The sequence below is a fragment of the Pseudomonas sp. ME-P-057 genome (assembly GCF_030208975.1).
GTDB classification, from domain to species: Bacteria; Pseudomonadota; Gammaproteobacteria; order Pseudomonadales; family Pseudomonadaceae; genus Aquipseudomonas; species Aquipseudomonas lutea.
Genome location: NZ_JARVSX010000033.1, coordinates 90,304 through 107,130, shown reverse-complemented (window position 1 = coordinate 107,130; position 16,827 = coordinate 90,304). Strand labels below are relative to the sequence as shown.

Here is a 16,827-nt window from a genome sequence, read left to right as displayed (position 1 = left end):
CGAATGAGATTCATTATTAAATGAGTTTAAGAATCAAAACAAGCCCGGCAATGAATTCATGATGAGCGTTGGTCGAACCAACGCCCGGCTGTAGGAGCGCGCTTGCCCGCGAAAATGTGCGGTGGAATGGTGGACATGCACCGGACACACCGGCCTCTTCGCGGGCAAGCGCGCGCCTAGAGGATTTGCGCGGGTGCAATGGTTTAAAGACGACCATAAAAAAGCCCGCACCATAATCTGGGCGGGCTTTTGGGCGGAGCACTGGGGCCAGCGGGGATCAGCTTCCCGCCACCATCATCTTTTCAATCAGCACCGAACCTGTGCGGATATTGCTGCGCATTTCCAGATCATTCCCCACCGCCACGATCTGCTTGAACATGTCGCGCATGTTGCCGGCAATGGTCACTTCCTGGACCGGGAACTGGATTTCGCCATTCTCTACCCAGAAACCTGCCGCGCCGCGCGAGTAGTCACCGGTGACCATGTTCAAGCCACTGCCCATCAGCTCTGTCACCAGCAGTCCGCGCCCCATTCGACGGATCAGGGCGGCCTGGTCTTCAGTGCCGTGGCTGACGAACAGGTTATGCACACCGCCTGCGTTCGCGGTGCTCGGCAGGCCCAGCTTACGGCCCGAATAGGTGCTGAGGATGTACGAGACCAGGTCGCCATTTTCGACGAACGGCTTGGCATAGGTCGCTAAACCGTCGCCATCGAACGCCGAGCTGCCCATCGCGCCGACCAGATGCGGGCGTTCGTCGATGGTCATCCACTCGGGGAACAGACGCTGGCCGATGGCCCCCTCAAGGAAGGACGATTTGCGGTACAGGTTGCCGCCGGAGACCGCGCCAAGAAAGCTGCCGAACAGCCCGCCCGCCAGCTCTGCGGAGAACAGCACCGGCACTTCGCAGGTCGGAACAGGCCGGGCGCCAAGACGGCTCGCTGCACGCTCGGCGGCTTTTTGGCCGATCAGGCGAGCGTCCATCAACTGGTCGCCGCGTCGGTTCACGTCGTACCAGTAATCGCGCTGCATCTGGCCCTCGCCTTCGGCGATCATCACGCAGCTCAGACTGTGGCGAGTCGAAGCGTAACCGCCGATAAAACCGTGGCTGTTGCCGTACACGCGGCAACCCTGATGCACGTTCAGGGTGGTGCCATCGGCGTTCTTGATCCGGCTGTCGGCGTCAAAAGCAGCCGCCTCGCAGATCAGCGCGCGCTCAATGGCCTGTTCCGGCGTGATGTCCCATGGATGGAACAGATCAAAATCCGGCTGTTCTTTCGCCATCAAGGCGGCATCAGCCAGGCCCGAGCTTTCGTCTTCTGAGGTGTGTTTGGCGATCGCCAGCGCAGCGGCCACTGTTTCACGGATGGCGTCGGGGCCACTGGCCGAGGTACTGGCCGAGCCTTTGCGATGGCCTACGTACAGGGTAATGCCGAAACCCTGGTCGCGATTGAACTCGACCGTCTCGACTTCGCGCTGGCGCACCGAGGTGGACAAGCCCTGCTCCAGCGACACCGCTACTTCGCATGCGGTCGCGCCCTGACGCCTGGCTTCGGCGACGATCTCTTCGACCTGCTGTTGCAATGCCGGCAAAGCCTGCGGGCCGACGCTTTCTGATGCACTCATGACGTTCTCCATCAAATTCTGATTTCAGCAGCCGGGCCGGACAATCGGGTCCTGACTGGTTATCATGGCGGCGTTTATTTGCGGACGGCCCCCATGGTTGATTCTTACGACGACTCCTTCGACGGAGAGAAAAGCAAAACCCAGGTCAAACGAGAGCTGCATGCTCTGGTGGAGCTGGGCGAACGCTTGACGACATTCAAGCCCGATGTGCTGGCCAAGCTGCCACTGACCGACCCTCTGCGTCGGGCACTGGCCGATGCTCCCAAGCACACCGCGCACATTGCGCGCAAACGCCACATTCAATTCATCGGCAAGCTGATGCGCGATCAGGATCTGGATGAAATCCTGGTGCTGCTCGATCAGCTCGACGCTTCTACGCGTCAGTACAACGAACGCTTCCACAATCTGGAACGTTGGCGCGACCGCCTGGTGACCGGGACCGACGACGTGCTGGAGCAGTTCGTCGCCGAATACCCCGACGCAGACCGTCAGCAACTGCGCTCGCTGATCCGTCAGGCTCAGCATGAAGCCGCGCAGAACAAGGCCCCTACCGCGACCCGCAAAATCTTCAAATACATCCGCGAGCTGGACGAAAGCAAACGCGGACTGCGCTAGAACCGCTGCGCCGTTTGAGTTCCTCAACCGGCGCAAGCCCCTCGACCATCAAGCCCCGCCTGTGCCGCCAACGGTGATTGCATCGATTTTCAGCGTCGGCTGGCCTACGCCCACCGGCACCGACTGACCGTCCTTGCCGCAGGTGCCGACGCCGCTGTCCAACGACAAATCGTTACCGACCATCGACACCCGGCTCATGCACTCAGGACCGTTGCCAATCAGCGTTGCACCTTTGACCGGTGCGGTGATTTTGCCGTCTTCGATCAGGTACGCCTCGCTGGTCGAGAACACGAACTTGCCGCTGGTGATGTCCACTTGGCCGCCGCCCAGATTGGCGCAATAGATGCCTCGTTTGACCGACGCGATGATCTCCGCCGGATCGCTCTCCCCGCCCAGCATGTAGGTGTTGGTCATGCGCGGCATCGGCAGGTGCGCATAGGACTCGCGCCGACCATTGCCGGTGCGCGCCACCCCCATCAGCCGCGCGTTGAGCTTGTCCTGCATGTAGCCTTTGAGCACGCCATTTTCGATGAGCGTGGTGCACTCGGTGGGTGTGCCTTCGTCGTCAACGCTCAGCGAACCGCGTCGATCAACGAGGGTGCCGTCGTCGACGATGGTGCAGAGTTTGGACGCGACCATTTCGCCCATGCGACCGCTGTATGCCGAGCTGCCCTTGCGGTTGAAATCGCCTTCAAGGCCGTGGCCGACCGCTTCGTGGAGCAGCACACCGGACCAGCCGGAACCCAACACCACCGGCAACGTACCGGCTGGCGCCGGGATGGCTTCGAGGTTGACCAGCGCCTGACGCAGCGCCTCACGGGCGTAGCCCATGGCGCGGTCGTCGCTGAGGAAATAACGGTAATCGGTACGGCCGCCACCGCCATGCCCGCCACGCTCACGCCGGCCGTTCTGCTCAACGATCACGCTGACGTTGAAGCGCACCAATGGACGCACGTCGGCCGCGAGCCCGCCATCGGTGGAGGCCACCAGAATGCGCTCCCAGACACCGGCCATGCTCACGGTGACTTGCTGGATACGCGGGTCCAGCGCGCGGGTAGCGGCGTCGACACGCTTCAGCAGCTCGACCTTCTCGGCGCGAGTCATGACTTCAAGGGGGTTGTCCGGCGCGTACAGCTGGGCGACGTCCTGGGTAGTGAACGCCTGCACCCGGCCGTTCTGACCAGCGCGTGAAATCGAGCGCGCGGCACGGGCGGCCTGAGTCAGCGCCTCGGGGGTGATGGCGTTGCTGTAGGCGAAGCCGGTTTTCTCGCCCGATTGCGCGCGCACGCCGACGCCCTGGTCCAGGTTGAAGCTGCCTTCTTTGACGATGCCGTCTTCCAGGGCCCAAGACTCGGAAATCTGACCCTGAAAATACAGGTCGGCCGCGTCAATGCCTGGGCCGGCCAGCTCACCCAGCACCGATTGCAGGCTGTCGATACTCAGGCCGCCTGGCGCCAGAAGGTGTTCGCTGACAGAGGACAAGTGGCTCATATTCACTCCGGGGTATTGGCAGGTCGCACGGCGGCCTGCGAAAAAAATCGCCGGTGGTTCGTTACCGGCATGCGCGCCCGTATGGACGCTTGTTCTACGCTGTCTCGTTCGGCCAGCAGCACCGCTTCACCCTGCGCCTGCTCGGCCAGCACGCGGCCCCATGGATCGATGATCGCCGCATGCCCAAATGTTTCTCTCGGCCCCGGATGGATGCCGCCTTGCGCCGCCGCCAGCACATAACACTGGGTTTCGATGGCCCGAGCGCGCAGCAAGACCTCCCAGTGCGCCGCCCCTGTGACGGCGGTAAAGGCCGACGGCGCGGTGATCAATTCTGCTCCTGCCTCCCGCAGCGCGGTGTACAGCTCCGGGAAGCGCAAGTCGTAACACACCGAGAGCCCCAGCCGTCCAACCGGCGTGTCGGCCACCACGACGTTGCCGCCATGGGCGTAGTCGTCGGATTCTCGATACCGCCCTCGTGCATCGGCGACATCGACGTCGAACAGGTGCAGCTTGTCGTATCGCGCAACTTGCTGGCCCTCATCGTCAATCAGCAACGAACAGGCAGTGACTTTGCCATCAGGCTGACCCTCAAGGGGCAGCGGCAATGTCCCGGCCACTATCCATAAGGTGAGGTCGCGGGCGGCAAGTTTCAACCACGGTATGATCGGACCTTCGCCCATTGCCTCGGCGCGACCGATCTCGGCGACGTCTCGACGGCCCATGGCGGCGAAGTTTTCCGGGAGCACGGCCAGTTTTGCACCCGACGCAGCGGCCTGTTCCAGCAACCTGCGGGCCTGGGCCAGATTGGCCTTGATGTCGCTTTGGCTGACCATTTGAATGACGGCGAAGGACATACCCACTCCCTGATCAATAGACCTGCACTTTACTCCAGACACCGATGATTGGGCTCGCTCGACAGCCCGAATTCGTCGTCACGGCCCATGAATGTCACACCGGAGCAATGACGTGCCGCAGATTTGAATGCAGGAGCGCGCTTGCCCGCGAAGGCGTAGGCACGGGCTGCGCCTATGCGTTGGATGCGCCGGCCTCTTCGCGGGCAAGCGCGCTCCTACACTGATCAGCGGCGAGCAGTGAAATCTCGTTGCACGCACTGGCCCCTTCCCGGCTAAAGCCGGTCCCACTAAATATCGCGTTCATCTGGTCGCGTAGGCACGGGCTGCGCATATGCGTTGGATGCGCCGGCCTCTTCGCGGGCAAGCGCGCTCCTACACCGGTCAGCGGCGAACAAGGGAATCTCGTTGCACGCACTGGCCCCTTCCCGGCTAAAGCCAGTCCCACTAAATATCGCGTTCACCTAGTGGAATCGGCTTCAGCCAAGAGGCGTTGGATGTCACACCGGAGCAATGACGTGCCGCAGATTTGAATGCAGGAGCGCGCTTGCCCGCGAAGGCGTAGGCACGGGCTGCGCATATGCGTTGGATGCGCCGGCCTCTTCGCGGGCAAGCGCGCTCCTACACTGATCAGCGGCGAGCAGTGAAATCTCGTTGCACGCACTGGCCCCCTTCCCGGCTAAAGCCAGTCCCACTAAATATCGCATTCATCTGGGGCGCTGGGTTCAGCCTGTCCTACTCACGGCGCGTTCACTTGTGGGACCGGCTTTAGCCGGGAAGGCGTCTGTGGTCACACTGCAAATGTCAGACGCCTGCCAACACGGTGTTTACTGGGGTTTTTCGAACGGTTTGTCGAAGGTGATCTTGGGTTCTTTCCACGGCCCCTGAACCTTGTACTGGACACTGGCGAAGCGTGACACGCGGTCGCCCAGCAGCTTGTCGACCAGGAACAACGCGCCGCCAATCGCCGGTGCGCCGACGATCAATGCAGCAATGGGCAGGTTATTGGTCACCGGCAGGGTCACCAACAGCTTGGCGTCTACGCGATCACGGACCATGTCCAGCGTGCCGTCCAACTCAAGATTCGTCGAAGGCCCGGTCATGGTGATCGGGTCGCGGGTGACATACACGCCATCGCTGGCAACCAGCAAACCCTTGACCTTGTCGTAGCTCAAGCCCTTGCCGAGCAGGTCAGAAAAGTCCAGACGCAGCCGCCGGCCAATCGAATTGAAGTTGAGCAGGCCAAACACCCTGAGCGCCTGTGCGCCCCCTTCAACCTCAACGAATTGCCCGTTTTTCAGCGTCGCGTCCAGGCTGCCGGAATAGCGCTTCAAGCCCACCCAGGCGGGCGAACCCGGCCAGCGGCCGTCAGCGTTCAGCTCGAACTCCTGACTGGTGACCGTCGGGGCAAACCCCCAGGCCTTAAGCACATCCGCCAGGTTCTTGCCGCTGACCTGACCCTTGAACCAACTGGATGTCGCGCCCGGTGTGCCCTCCCAGCCGCCATTGCCCAGCAGCGCAATACCTTTGAGGCCCAGGTTCATGTCCGTCAACTGGACGCCGTTAGTCGTCGGCCGCGCCTTGAGCGACCACGCCCCCATCAACTGATCGCCCTGAAACAGCTGGGTGATGTTGACGTTCGCCGCCGGAATTTTGCGAGGATCAACATCTGCCAGCGGATCCGGAGCGTTTTCCACTACCGCCGCATTCGGGTCTGGCGCTGGCAGCCGCACATACAACAGGCTGATATCGATGGGCGCAGTTTTGCTGTCCGGCAAGGTGGCAGTGCCCTTCACCTTCGCGCTATCAAGGGACAGCGCCCACGCGGCATCACTGCGCTTGAGCAGCACACCGACCTGGTCGAGCGTCGTGCCCATTGCGGTCAGTTTGCCGATCTGTAAGTCAACGCTGCTGAGAAGCTGCTTGGCGCTACCACCCGGATCGCCGCCGGCGTAGCGCTCGGCCATGGCCTGCCAGGGTGCTATGTCCAGTTCGGACAACGCGCCGCGAACGCGCAAGCCTTTGCTGTCCGGCACGATCGCCCCGCCCTCGCCCAGAAACAACTCCCCTCGCCCGTCGCCGAACTTGCCGGGTGGCGAGGCGAACGCCAGGTTGGCGATGTTGGTGTAGCCGACATCGATACGCCGTTCGGGGCCCTGCAGGTTCATGCGAAAGTCGGTGTCACGCGCCTCGTCTGCGGCTTTGCCAAATGGTGCCGGCAGATCAACCGCGAGCCCCTTGAGGTTCGAGTTGATCTGCAGCTGACTGGCATTGCCGCTCAATGTCAGCTGCAACTGGTAAGGCAGATCGCCCGAGATGGGCAGCGGCTGAGTGACGCCCAGCCAGTCGGTCAGGCGCTTGCTGGCAATCACGCTGCTGGCAGTGATCCGCGTCACCGGCGCGCCGGGTTTGCCTTCGGCGAAAATCTCGGCAGACACCGGTTTATCGAAAGCAACGGTCTTGATGTTTTTGCCGCTCAGACCTTTGGTGTAATCAAAACGGAAATCGCCGCGCAGTTGCGTCAGCTCCAGCACCGGGTCGGCCAACTTAAGGCGCGCGCTGTCGGTACTGAAATCCACCACGACTTTGGGCTCCTGCCCTTTGACCAGCGGAATATCCAGGTTGATATGCCCCTGCAAAGGCCCTTCGGCCTGCCAGCCGGCGAAGGTCTGGCCGGTTCCGATGGGGGCTTCCTGCAGGATTTTCATGCCGTCCTGAAGACTGCCCTTCAGATCCCCGTCCACCAGCAAGTGGCTGGTCTGCCCCGCCGAGACGTGAGGAATATCCACCGCGACATTGCTCACTTGGGTGTTGAGCAACTGGCCCTTGTTGGCACGGATGCGCACGCCGCTGTTCTCGACGAATACGTCGCCGTCGACATTGGTCAGCTGAGGCCAGCCTGGCTGGAACGCCAGATTCGCGTTGCGCACTTTGAAGAACAGACTGATGACGCGTGCCACATCGGTCGCATCGCGGCTGATCGAGCCTTGATACTGGAAAAAACCCTGATCGACATTGCCGCCCAGAATCGCCGTGCGCAGCCACTGGTCGAGCGCCGGACTGAGCACAGCAGGCAGGTACTTTGAGGTGTAGCGACCGTCGCCGTCGACCAGACCGACGCGCAGGTCCATGTAGTCTTCCTGGCTGTGATCGAAGTGCAGGCGAATGAGGAAGTCGCTGGCGATGTTGCCCTCCTCCCCTTCGACCTTGATATACGGCGCAATGAGCGTGAAGCCTTTGTCATCCAGCGCCCAGGTCAGCTGTGCATTGGCGTGGCGATACTTCCATTCGTTACGGAAGATCGGGTCCAGATGCAGCATGAAATCATCCGTATCCAGACGCAGTTCGCCCTGACCAAGATCACCGCTGATGGCGCCGCTGACGTTACCGGCCGCCGGTGCACCGTGGTAGGCGTCGAAACCGACCTTGTCCAGATTGGCGGCGAAGGCCAGACGCTTGGGCGCCTCGGCCTGGGGTCGATAATCCACCAGCACATTGCGCAGGCCGCCAGTCACCTTCAGCCGGTCGAGCACAACCATGAGTTTGTCAGGCAACGGCGCCAGCGAATCAAGCAGCGGCGTAACGGGCGTCAGGTCCAGCCGGTCGGCCTGTGCGTGCCACACCTCTTCGCTGTCGGCGGTGGCGGCGCTCTGCTGCAGTTGCAGACGACTTTCCCAGCGCTTGCCGTTCAGGTCCATGGCCAGCGAGTCGACGGTGGCGCGCATGCCTTTCTGATCGCGCTGAAACCAGGCATTTAGCGCCAGATTGTCGATGATCGCCGGCTTGCGATCGGCGTACCCGCCCTTGAAATGCGGCGCGTTAAGACGCGTGACCGCGCTTTGCAACGCGCCCTGCCCCCACGTTAACCAGGCCTCGCCGCCCATTTTCAGGCTCCGAATTTTCCAGTCGCGGGTCAGGCTTTTCGGCAGCCATTTCGACCACTCGCTCTGCGGCAGGCTCAGGTAGGCCTGGGCCTCGCCGTCGCGCCATTCATGGGCGGTGACCTTTGAACGGACATTGAGCGACAGCGGCTGACCGTCCGGCAGGTTCAATCGCGCATCGAGGCGCTGATGCAAACTGCCCGTCTTCAGTGTCAGGCTCACATAGGTCAACGTCAGCGGCGACTGGTCATAAGGCTGGAGGGTGATCTGGCTGTCGAACAGAGACAGCTGCGAAACAACCTGCATTTGGTTCAGGATTTTCTCGGGGTCGAACGCTTGATCAGGCTGCACAGGTAAACCCTGTAGCGCCCAGTGGCCGTTCTGGTCTTCTTTCAGGCCCAACTGCAGGCCGTCCAGTTCAAGGCGCTCAAGGCGCACCTCACGGCTGCGCAAGCTGGCAAGCAGGTCGGGCGTTGCCTGAACATGGTCGAGCCGAACGGCATTACCGCCTGTGCCGATCATCACATCCCGCGCGACGAATACCGGGGCGAAGCCGCTCCAGCTGCCTTCCAGCCGTCCGATGCTCACGGGCATGCCCAGCGCGGCCTGCGCCTTGGCTTCAACGTCGGCGCGGTATTCGGCCACCATGGGCACCAACTGACGACCGACACTCACGTACAGCGCAACCAGCACCACGACGAGGGCGCAAAGGCTCAGTCCCCAACGGGTCATCACAGCCAGAAACCGGGTCAGACGCTCCATGTCGCTGCGCCTCCGCAAAAACGGCCTGCATCTGGCATCCGGCCCAATCGTGCAGGTGCGGGTACGTCCAGGTTGTGCTCAATCGCCACGCGTTGTTCTCTTTGGACGGCATCCGTTCCGTCTGCCTCAAGGGCACAGTTTTCTAGTTCAACCACACCGCCGCCGGGTAGCGCCGGGCGTCACGCACCGTCAGAGCAGCACGACGTCATATTGTTCCTGGGAATACATGGTCTCGACCTGAAAACGAATGGTCCGGCCGATGAACACCTCAAGCTCCGCCACATTGCCAGATTCCTCGTCCAGCAGTCGATCCACCACTTTCTGATTGGCCAGCACCCGATAGCCCACCGCCTGGTAAGCACGGGCTTCGCGCAGGATCTCGCGGAATATCTCGTAGCAGATGGTTTCGGGCGTCTTCAGTTTGCCCCGACCCTGGCAACTGCTGCACGGTTCGCACAGCACCTGCTCCAGACTTTCGCGGGTGCGCTTGCGCGTCATCTGCACAAGACCCAGTTCGGTGATGCCGATGATGTTGGTCTTGGCGTGATCGCGCTCGAGCTGTTTTTCAAGCGTGCGCAGCACCTGGCGCTGGTGCTCGGCGTCTTCCATGTCGATGAAATCGATGATGATGATGCCGCCGATGTTGCGCAGCCTCAGTTGCCGCGCAATGGCGGTTGCCGCTTCCAGGTTGGTTTTGAAGATGGTTTCTTCAAGATTGCGATGCCCGACGAACGCGCCGGTGTTGACGTCAATCGTGGTCATGGCTTCGGCCGGGTCGATGACCAGATAGCCGCCGGACTTGAGCGGGACCTTGCGGTCCAGCGCCCGCTGGATTTCATCCTCCACGCCATACAAATCGAAGATCGGCCGCTCGCCAGGGTAGTGCTCCAGGCGATCGGCAATTTCGGGCATCAGTTCAGCGACAAACTGAGTGGTCTTCTGAAAGGTCTCGCGTGAATCGATGCGAATCTTCTCGGTCCGCGGGCTGACCAGGTCGCGCAACGTGCGCAGCGCCAGCCCCAGGTCTTCGTAGATCACGCTGGCCGGGCTGATGGTCTTGATCTGCTCGCCGATCTGGTCCCACAGCCTGCGCAGGTAGCGGATGTCCATCATGATTTCTTCAGCGCCTGCGCCCTCGGCTGCGGTGCGCAGGATGAAGCCGCCCTTCTCCTTGATCCCTTCCTTGGCGACGCAATCGCTGACCACCTGCTTCAAGCGCTCGCGCTCGGCCTCGTCTTCGATTTTGAGGGAAATGCCGACATGCGCCGTTCGCGGCATGTAAACGAGGTAACGCGAGGGGATCGACAGCTGGGTGGTCAGCCGCGCACCTTTGCTGCCGATCGGGTCCTTGGTGACCTGCACGACCAGGCTCTGGCCGTCGTGAACCAGGGAACTGATGGTTTCCACGGCCGGGCCTTCGCGCATGGAGATTTCGGACGCATGAATGAACGCCGCGCGGTCCAGGCCGATATCGATGAACGCAGCCTGCATGCCAGGCAACACGCGCACCACCTTGCCTTTGTAGATATTGCCCACGATCCCGCGGCGCTGGGTGCGTTCGACATGCACCTCTTGCAACACCCCGTTCTCAACGACCGCCACGCGCGATTCCATTGGCGTGATGTTGATCAGAATCTCTTCACTCATGACTTGTCACCTTCCGGGCGTTGCCAACAGGGTATGCCGAAACGCTGGAGGATTTCTGCGGTTTCGCACAACGGCAGGCCGACCACCGCGGAATAGCTGCCGCTGAGGTTTTCCACGAACACTGCGCCAAGCCCTTGAATGCCATAGCCCGCGGCTTTGTCGCAGGGTTCGCCGCTTGCCCAGTACCGGCGTGCTTCGTCTTCGCCGATGACCCGAAACCGTACGCGACTGGTCACGGTTCTCGTCTCGCAGCGCTCTTCGCGAACCACGGCAATGGCGGTCAGGACTTCGTGCTCGCGATTTGAAAGCGCGGCCAACATTGCCAGCGCCTCGGCTTCATCCGCCGGTTTGCCCAGAATGCGACCGTCAAGCACCACGGCGGTGTCAGCCCCGAGTACACAGGCGGTGGGGTATGCCGCATCGTTGGCGAGCGTCAGTAAACCCGCTTCAGCCTTGCAGCGGGCCAGCCGCAGGACGTAGGCGTCCGGCGCTTCGCCGGTCAGAGGGGTTTCGTCGATGTCAGCGCTGAGGGTCGTGAATGGCACGCCGATCTGGGCGAGCAGCTCACGACGTCGCGGGGAGCCGGAGGCAAGAAGAAGTTGGGGCATGGGACGTCTCCGTGTCGTTGATCACAAGCGTAGTCTTACGAAAGAGCCGGGGCGCCACACCGCTATATCAAGGTGCTCACTCCGGCCCCTTCCCGGCTGAAGCCGGTCCCACTGAAACACCGCGTTCAAACCTGTGGGACCGGCTTTAGCCGGGAAAGCGTCGTGTGTCACGCCACAGGATCGAGGATGCTCACACTGGCCCCTTCCCGGCTGAAGCCGGTCCCACTCAAACACCGCATTCCAACCTGTGGGACCGGCTTTAGCCGGGAATGCGTCGTGTGGCACGCCACAGGTTGAGGGTGCTCACACTGGCCTCTTCCCGGCTGAAGCCGGTCCCACTCAAACACCGCATCCAACCTGTGGGACCGGCTTTAGCCGGGAAAGCGTCGTGTGTCACGCCACAGGATCGAGGGTGCTCACACTGGCCTCTTCCCGGCTGAAGCCGGTCCTACAAAAACCGGCAGATGCCGCTCCCAATTACTTAGTTGATCTTTAAACGCAGGCGCAATCCTCGCAGACCGTAGCTGACCCATGGCCAGAGCAATGCGCTAACCAATGCCGGCAACACGAGGGCGAGGGTCGGCTGACGGTTGCCGGTCAAGGCACTGAGCCACAGCTGAACCAGTTGCGCGAGCCCGAAGATGACCAGAATCACCAGGCACTGCTGCCACATCGGGAACATCCGCAAGCGCTGCTGCAACGACAGCACCAGAAAAGTGATCAGCGTCAGGATCAATGCGTTCTGCCCCAGCAAGGTGCCGTATAGAACATCCTCGGCCAGACCCAGCATCCATGCAGTGACCATCCCGATCTTGTGCGGGAGTGCCAGCGCCCAGAAGGCCAGCAGTAGCGCCAGCCACAGCGGGCGAAATATTTCCATGAATTGCGGCAGGGGCGAAACGCTGAGCAGCAGCCCGATGACAAAGGTCAACCAGACCACCCAGCCGTTTCGTGCGGGAGCATGACGCGCCATTATTCTTCCCTCTCGCGTTGGGTTGCCGGAGCAGCGGCGGGCGTCGCCGGGCGAGTTGCGGCGGGTTTGGCCGCAGGTTTGGCGGCGGGTTTGCTGGCAGCGGGCTTGGCAGGCGTGGTCGCCGGCGCGGTGGTTGTCGATGCAGGCGCGCTGTTCGCGGCAGGCGCGGACGAGGTGCTGTGCCCGGCAGGTTTCGGCACAGTGGCCGGAACGACTGCTTTGTTGGGCGTTGCAGCGGGGGCCGCACCAGGGACAGTAGCGGACGGCACCGCTGCCGGATCAGCCGCCTGACGGTCCAGAGACTCCTGCTGCTGGGCGGCGTCGGCAGCGCGCTCTTCAGGCGAGCGGCCATCGGAGAACACCAGCAGCAGATAACGACTGCGATTCAGCGCAGCGGTCGGCACCGCCCGCACGATGGCAAAGGGCTGGCCTGAGTCGTGAATCACTTCCTTGACCGTCGCCACCGGATACCCCGCGGGGAAGCGCTGCCCAAGGCCGGAACTCACCAGCAGGTCGCCTTCCTTGATGTCGGCGGTGTCTGCCACATGGCGCAGCTCAAGTCGCTCGGGGTTGCCGGTGCCGCTGGCAATCGCCCGCAGCCCGTTGCGATTCACCTGCACCGGGATGCTGTGGGTGGTGTCGGTCAGCAGCAACACGCGGGACGTGTAGGGCATCAGCTCGACCACCTGCCCCATCAGGCCTCGCGCATCAAGCACCGGCTGACCCAGCACCACGCCGTCGCGCTCACCCTTGTTGATGATGATGCGGTGGGTAAACGGGTTGGGGTCCATGCCGATGAGCTCGGCGACTTCGACTTTCTCGTTGACCAGCGCTGAGGAGTTGAGCAGCTCGCGCAGGCGCACGTTTTGCTCGGTCAGGGCAGCCAGCTTTTGCAGGCGACCCTGCAGCAGCAGGTTTTCGGTCTTGAGTTTTTCGTTCTCGGCAGCGAGTTCTGTACGGCTGCCAAACTGGCTGGCGACGCCCTGGTACAGACGCTCTGGCAAATCGGCGATCCAGTAGGACTGCATCAGCACCAGCGACATTTGACTGCGAACAGGCTTGAGCAGGGTAAAGCGCGCGTCCACGACCATGATGGCCACGGACAATACGACCAGCACCAGTAGACGGACGCCCAGGGACGGGCCCTTGGAGAAAAGCGGTTTAATGGGCCGCTCCTTCCAGAGATGCGTACAGAGGTGCGTGAGTGTAGCTGTGCTTATTCATGCGACACGAAACCGGCCTGATGCGGATGGATGGAAATGCAGGGTGCCAGACTTGCAACATCGCTGCGCGACGTCAACAGGTCGGACACGAACAGGCAGCACGGTAAGGTGCTGCCCGTTAAGCGCAACATGCTGCGTTCCGGCGACTTATTCGCTGGAGAGCAGGTCCATGGTGTGCTTGTCCATCATTTCCAGCGCACGGCCACCGCCGCGTGCAACGCAGGTCAGCGGGTCTTCGGCAACGATCACCGGCAGACCGGTTTCCTGGGCCAGCAGTTTGTCCAGGTCACGCAGCAGTGCGCCACCGCCGGTCAATACCAGACCGCGCTCGGCGATGTCCGAGGCCAGCTCTGGCGGCGACTGCTCCAGTGCGCTCTTCACAGCCTGAACGATGGTTGCCAGGGATTCCTGCAACGCTTCCAGCACTTCGTTGGAATTCAGCGTGAACGCGCGGGGCACGCCTTCAGCCAGGTTGCGACCGCGAACATCGACTTCGCGCACTTCGCCGCCCGGGTAGGCCGTGCCGATTTCCTGCTTGATGCGCTCGGCGGTGGATTCACCGATCAGGCTGCCGTAATTGCGACGCACGTAAGTGATGATCGCTTCGTCGAAGCGGTCGCCACCGACACGCACGGATTCGGCATAGACCACACCGTTCAGGGAAATCAGGGCGATTTCCGTGGTGCCGCCACCGATGTCGACGACCATCGAACCGCGAGCCTCTTCGACCGGCAGGCCGGCACCGATGGCCGCTGCCATTGGCTCTTCGATCAGGAAGACTTCGCGCGCACCGGCACCCAAAGCGGATTCACGGATGGCGCGACGCTCGACCTGCGTGGATTTGCAGGGAACGCAGATCAACACACGAGGGCTGGGCTGCAGAAAGCTGTTCTCGTGAACCTTGTTGATAAAATACTGAAGCATTTTTTCGCACACGCTGAAATCGGCGATCACGCCGTCTTTCATGGGGCGAATGGCCGCGATGTTGCCCGGGGTACGGCCCAGCATCCGCTTGGCTTCCATCCCGACCGCAACAACGCTCTTCTGATTTCCGTGGGTCCGAATGGCCACAACTGATGGCTCATTCAGAACAATGCCGCGCTCACGCACGTAAATAAGGGTGTTGGCAGTGCCCAGGTCGATGGAAAGATCGCTGGAAAACATGCCACGCAGTTTCTTGAACATGGGGAAAGGACCCTAGGCAACGCGTGGGTAAAAAAGTGCGGCAAACTCTAACAACGACAGGGATTTTGGGCAAGGAGCCAATATGTTAAATTGGCGGTTTTTCCGAGCACTACCCTGGAAGATCGCGGCCTTATGACCGTTTAAAGGGCGTAGTGTTCCGCAATCTGACGTATGGCTCATGCCCTGCGCATTCCACTGGAGAACCCCATGGCGCTTGATCGCTCCGACGTGGAAAAAATCGCTCATCTGGCCCGACTGGGTCTTAATGACGCCGATATCCCGCGTACTACTGAAGCACTGAATAGCATTCTCGGGCTGGTTGACCAGATGCAGGCGGTCGATACCACCGGCATCGAGCCCCTCGCGCATCCCCTTGAAGCCTCCCAACGCCTGCGTGAAGACGCCGTTACCGAGGTTAATCATCGCGACTCCTATCAAGCCATCGCACCAGCGGTCCAAGACGGCCTTTATCTGGTTCCGAAAGTCATCGACTAAGGGAATGAGCCTGCAATGCATGAAATGACTCTGGCAGAGATCGCTCGCGGACTCGCCGATAAAAAGTTTTCTTCCGAAGAATTGACCCGCAATCTGCTGGCGCGCATCGCTCAGCTGGATCCGCAGCTCAATAGCTTCATCACTGTCACCGAAGACCTGGCGATCACTCAGGCCCAGGCTGCCGACGCCCGCCGCGCGGCAGGCGAAACCGGGCCTTTGCTGGGTGCTCCATTGGCGCACAAGGACCTCTTCTGCACCAAGGGCATTCGCACCAGTTGCGCCTCGAAGATGCTCGACAACTTCAAGGCCCCCTACGACGCCACTGTGGTTGCCAGGCTCGCCGCCGCCGGGACCGTGACGTTGGGCAAGACCAACATGGACGAGTTCGCCATGGGGTCGGCCAACGAATCCAGCCATTACGGCGCAGTTAAAAACCCGTGGCACCTCGAGCATGTTCCCGGCGGCTCGTCCGGCGGTTCGGCCGCTGCCGTTGCGGCGCGTCTGCTGCCCGGCGCTACCGGCACCGATACCGGCGGCTCGATCCGTCAACCAGCCGCACTCACCAACCTCACCGGCCTGAAACCGACCTACGGCCGGGTTTCCCGCTGGGGCATGATTGCCTACGCCTCCAGCCTGGATCAGGCGGGCCCGATGGCGCGCACCGCCGAAGACTGCGCATTGCTGCTGCAAGGCATGGCCGGTTTCGACGTGAATGACTCCACCAGCATCGACGAACCGGTGCCCGATTACAGCGCTGGCCTGAGCGCATCGCTGCAGGGTCTGCGCATTGGCGTGCCGAAGGAATATTTCGGCGCCGGCCTGGACCCGCGCATTGCGGACCTGGTCATGGCCAGCGTCGAAGAGCTGAAGAAGCTCGGCGCCGTGGTCAAGGAAGTCAGCCTGCCCAACCTGCAGCACGCCATCCCGGCGTATTACGTGATTGCACCGGCAGAGGCCTCCTCCAACCTCTCGCGTTTCGACGGCGTGCGCTTCGGCTATCGCTGCGAAGCCCCGAAAGACCTGACCGACCTGTACAAGCGCTCCCGTGGCGAAGGCTTCGGCCCTGAAGTTCAGCGCCGGATCATGGTCGGCGCCTATGCGCTGTCGGCCGGTTACTACGACGCTTACTACGTGCAGGCGCAGAAGATTCGCCGCCTGATCAAGAACGACTTCATGAACGCGTTCGCCGAAGTCGACGTGATTCTGGGCCCGACCACGCCGAACCCCGCCTGGAAAATAGGCGCCAAGAACGCGGACCCTGTCTCGGCTTACCTGGAAGACTTCTACACCATCACCGCCAACCTCGCAGGCGTGCCGGGCCTGTCAATGCCCGCCGGTTTCGCCGACGGCCTGCCGGTGGGTGTGCAATTGCTGGCGCCGTATTTCCAGGAAGGTCGCTTGCTGAACGTTGCCCATCAATATCAGCAAGTAACCGATTGGCACACCCGCTCGCCGGCTGGCTTCTAAGGAGA

At 61.8% G+C, this 16,827-nt stretch carries 12 protein-coding genes; 3 read left to right on the top strand and 9 right to left on the bottom strand.

Translation table 11 applies throughout. From position 1 onward, the window contains the following. Positions 1 to 277: 277 nt before the first annotated feature. Positions 278 to 1,624 (bottom strand): metalloprotease PmbA, encoded by a 1,347-nt coding sequence (gene pmbA, locus QRN48_RS16990; RefSeq protein ID WP_191944345.1) that lies wholly within the window; start codon positions 1,622 to 1,624, stop codon positions 278 to 280. 93 nt (positions 1,625 to 1,717) lie between these two features. Between pmbA and yjgA the strand changes: the two genes are divergently transcribed. Further along, positions 1,718 to 2,239 carry a ribosome biogenesis factor YjgA gene (gene yjgA, locus QRN48_RS16985; RefSeq protein ID WP_037012592.1) on the top strand — a complete coding sequence of 174 codons (522 nt, stop codon included), beginning with the start codon at positions 1,718 to 1,720 and terminating at the stop codon, positions 2,237 to 2,239. A gap of 48 nt (positions 2,240 to 2,287) precedes the next feature. Here the strand turns inward: yjgA and tldD are convergent, their stop codons facing one another. The 8 genes from tldD to mreB all read right to left on the bottom strand — a co-directional run bounded on the left by tldD (position 2,288) and on the right by mreB (position 14,860). Then, positions 2,288 to 3,730 carry a metalloprotease TldD gene (tldD, locus tag QRN48_RS16980; RefSeq protein ID WP_191944344.1) on the bottom strand — a complete coding sequence of 481 codons (1,443 nt, stop codon included), beginning with the start codon at positions 3,728 to 3,730 and terminating at the stop codon, positions 2,288 to 2,290. 2 nt (positions 3,731 to 3,732) lie between these two features. Continuing rightward, entirely contained in the window at positions 3,733 to 4,584 is an 852-nt protein-coding gene (locus QRN48_RS16975; protein WP_191944343.1) for a carbon-nitrogen hydrolase family protein, read from the bottom strand. A gap of 824 nt (positions 4,585 to 5,408) precedes the next feature. Beyond that, the gene (locus QRN48_RS16970) at positions 5,409 to 9,224 is read right to left on the bottom strand and encodes a YhdP family protein (RefSeq protein WP_191944342.1); all 3,816 of its coding nucleotides are present in this window, start codon (positions 9,222 to 9,224) and stop codon (positions 5,409 to 5,411) included. Between the two features lie 189 nt (positions 9,225 to 9,413). Next, positions 9,414 to 10,871, bottom strand: coding sequence for a ribonuclease G (rng, locus tag QRN48_RS16965; protein ID WP_191944341.1), 1,458 nt, complete (start codon positions 10,869 to 10,871; stop codon positions 9,414 to 9,416). Further along, positions 10,868 to 11,479 carry a Maf family protein gene (locus tag QRN48_RS16960; protein ID WP_191944340.1) on the bottom strand — a complete coding sequence of 204 codons (612 nt, stop codon included), beginning with the start codon at positions 11,477 to 11,479 and terminating at the stop codon, positions 10,868 to 10,870. The genes rng and QRN48_RS16960 overlap by 4 nt, the downstream gene beginning before the upstream one ends. Before the next feature lie 481 nt (positions 11,480 to 11,960). Beyond that, positions 11,961 to 12,452: a rod shape-determining protein MreD gene (gene mreD, locus QRN48_RS16955; protein ID WP_037012599.1), complete on the bottom strand. Its 492-nt coding sequence runs from the start codon at positions 12,450 to 12,452 to the stop codon at positions 11,961 to 11,963. After that, entirely contained in the window at positions 12,452 to 13,588 is a 1,137-nt protein-coding gene (gene mreC / locus QRN48_RS16950) for a rod shape-determining protein MreC (RefSeq protein ID WP_037012601.1), read from the bottom strand. The genes mreD and mreC overlap by 1 nt, the downstream gene beginning before the upstream one ends. A gap of 234 nt (positions 13,589 to 13,822) precedes the next feature. Then, positions 13,823 to 14,860 carry a rod shape-determining protein MreB gene (mreB, locus tag QRN48_RS16945; RefSeq protein WP_020292894.1) on the bottom strand — a complete coding sequence of 346 codons (1,038 nt, stop codon included), beginning with the start codon at positions 14,858 to 14,860 and terminating at the stop codon, positions 13,823 to 13,825. A gap of 207 nt (positions 14,861 to 15,067) precedes the next feature. Between mreB and gatC the strand changes: the two genes are divergently transcribed. Next, on the top strand, positions 15,068 to 15,355 hold the full coding sequence (gene gatC / locus QRN48_RS16940; RefSeq protein ID WP_037012602.1) for an Asp-tRNA(Asn)/Glu-tRNA(Gln) amidotransferase subunit GatC: 288 nt from the start codon (positions 15,068 to 15,070) through the stop codon (positions 15,353 to 15,355). A gap of 15 nt (positions 15,356 to 15,370) precedes the next feature. Then, positions 15,371 to 16,822, top strand: a complete 1,452-nt coding sequence (gene gatA, locus QRN48_RS16935) for an Asp-tRNA(Asn)/Glu-tRNA(Gln) amidotransferase subunit GatA (RefSeq protein ID WP_285351838.1) — start codon at positions 15,371 to 15,373, stop codon at positions 16,820 to 16,822. Positions 16,823 to 16,827 lie beyond the last annotated feature (5 nt).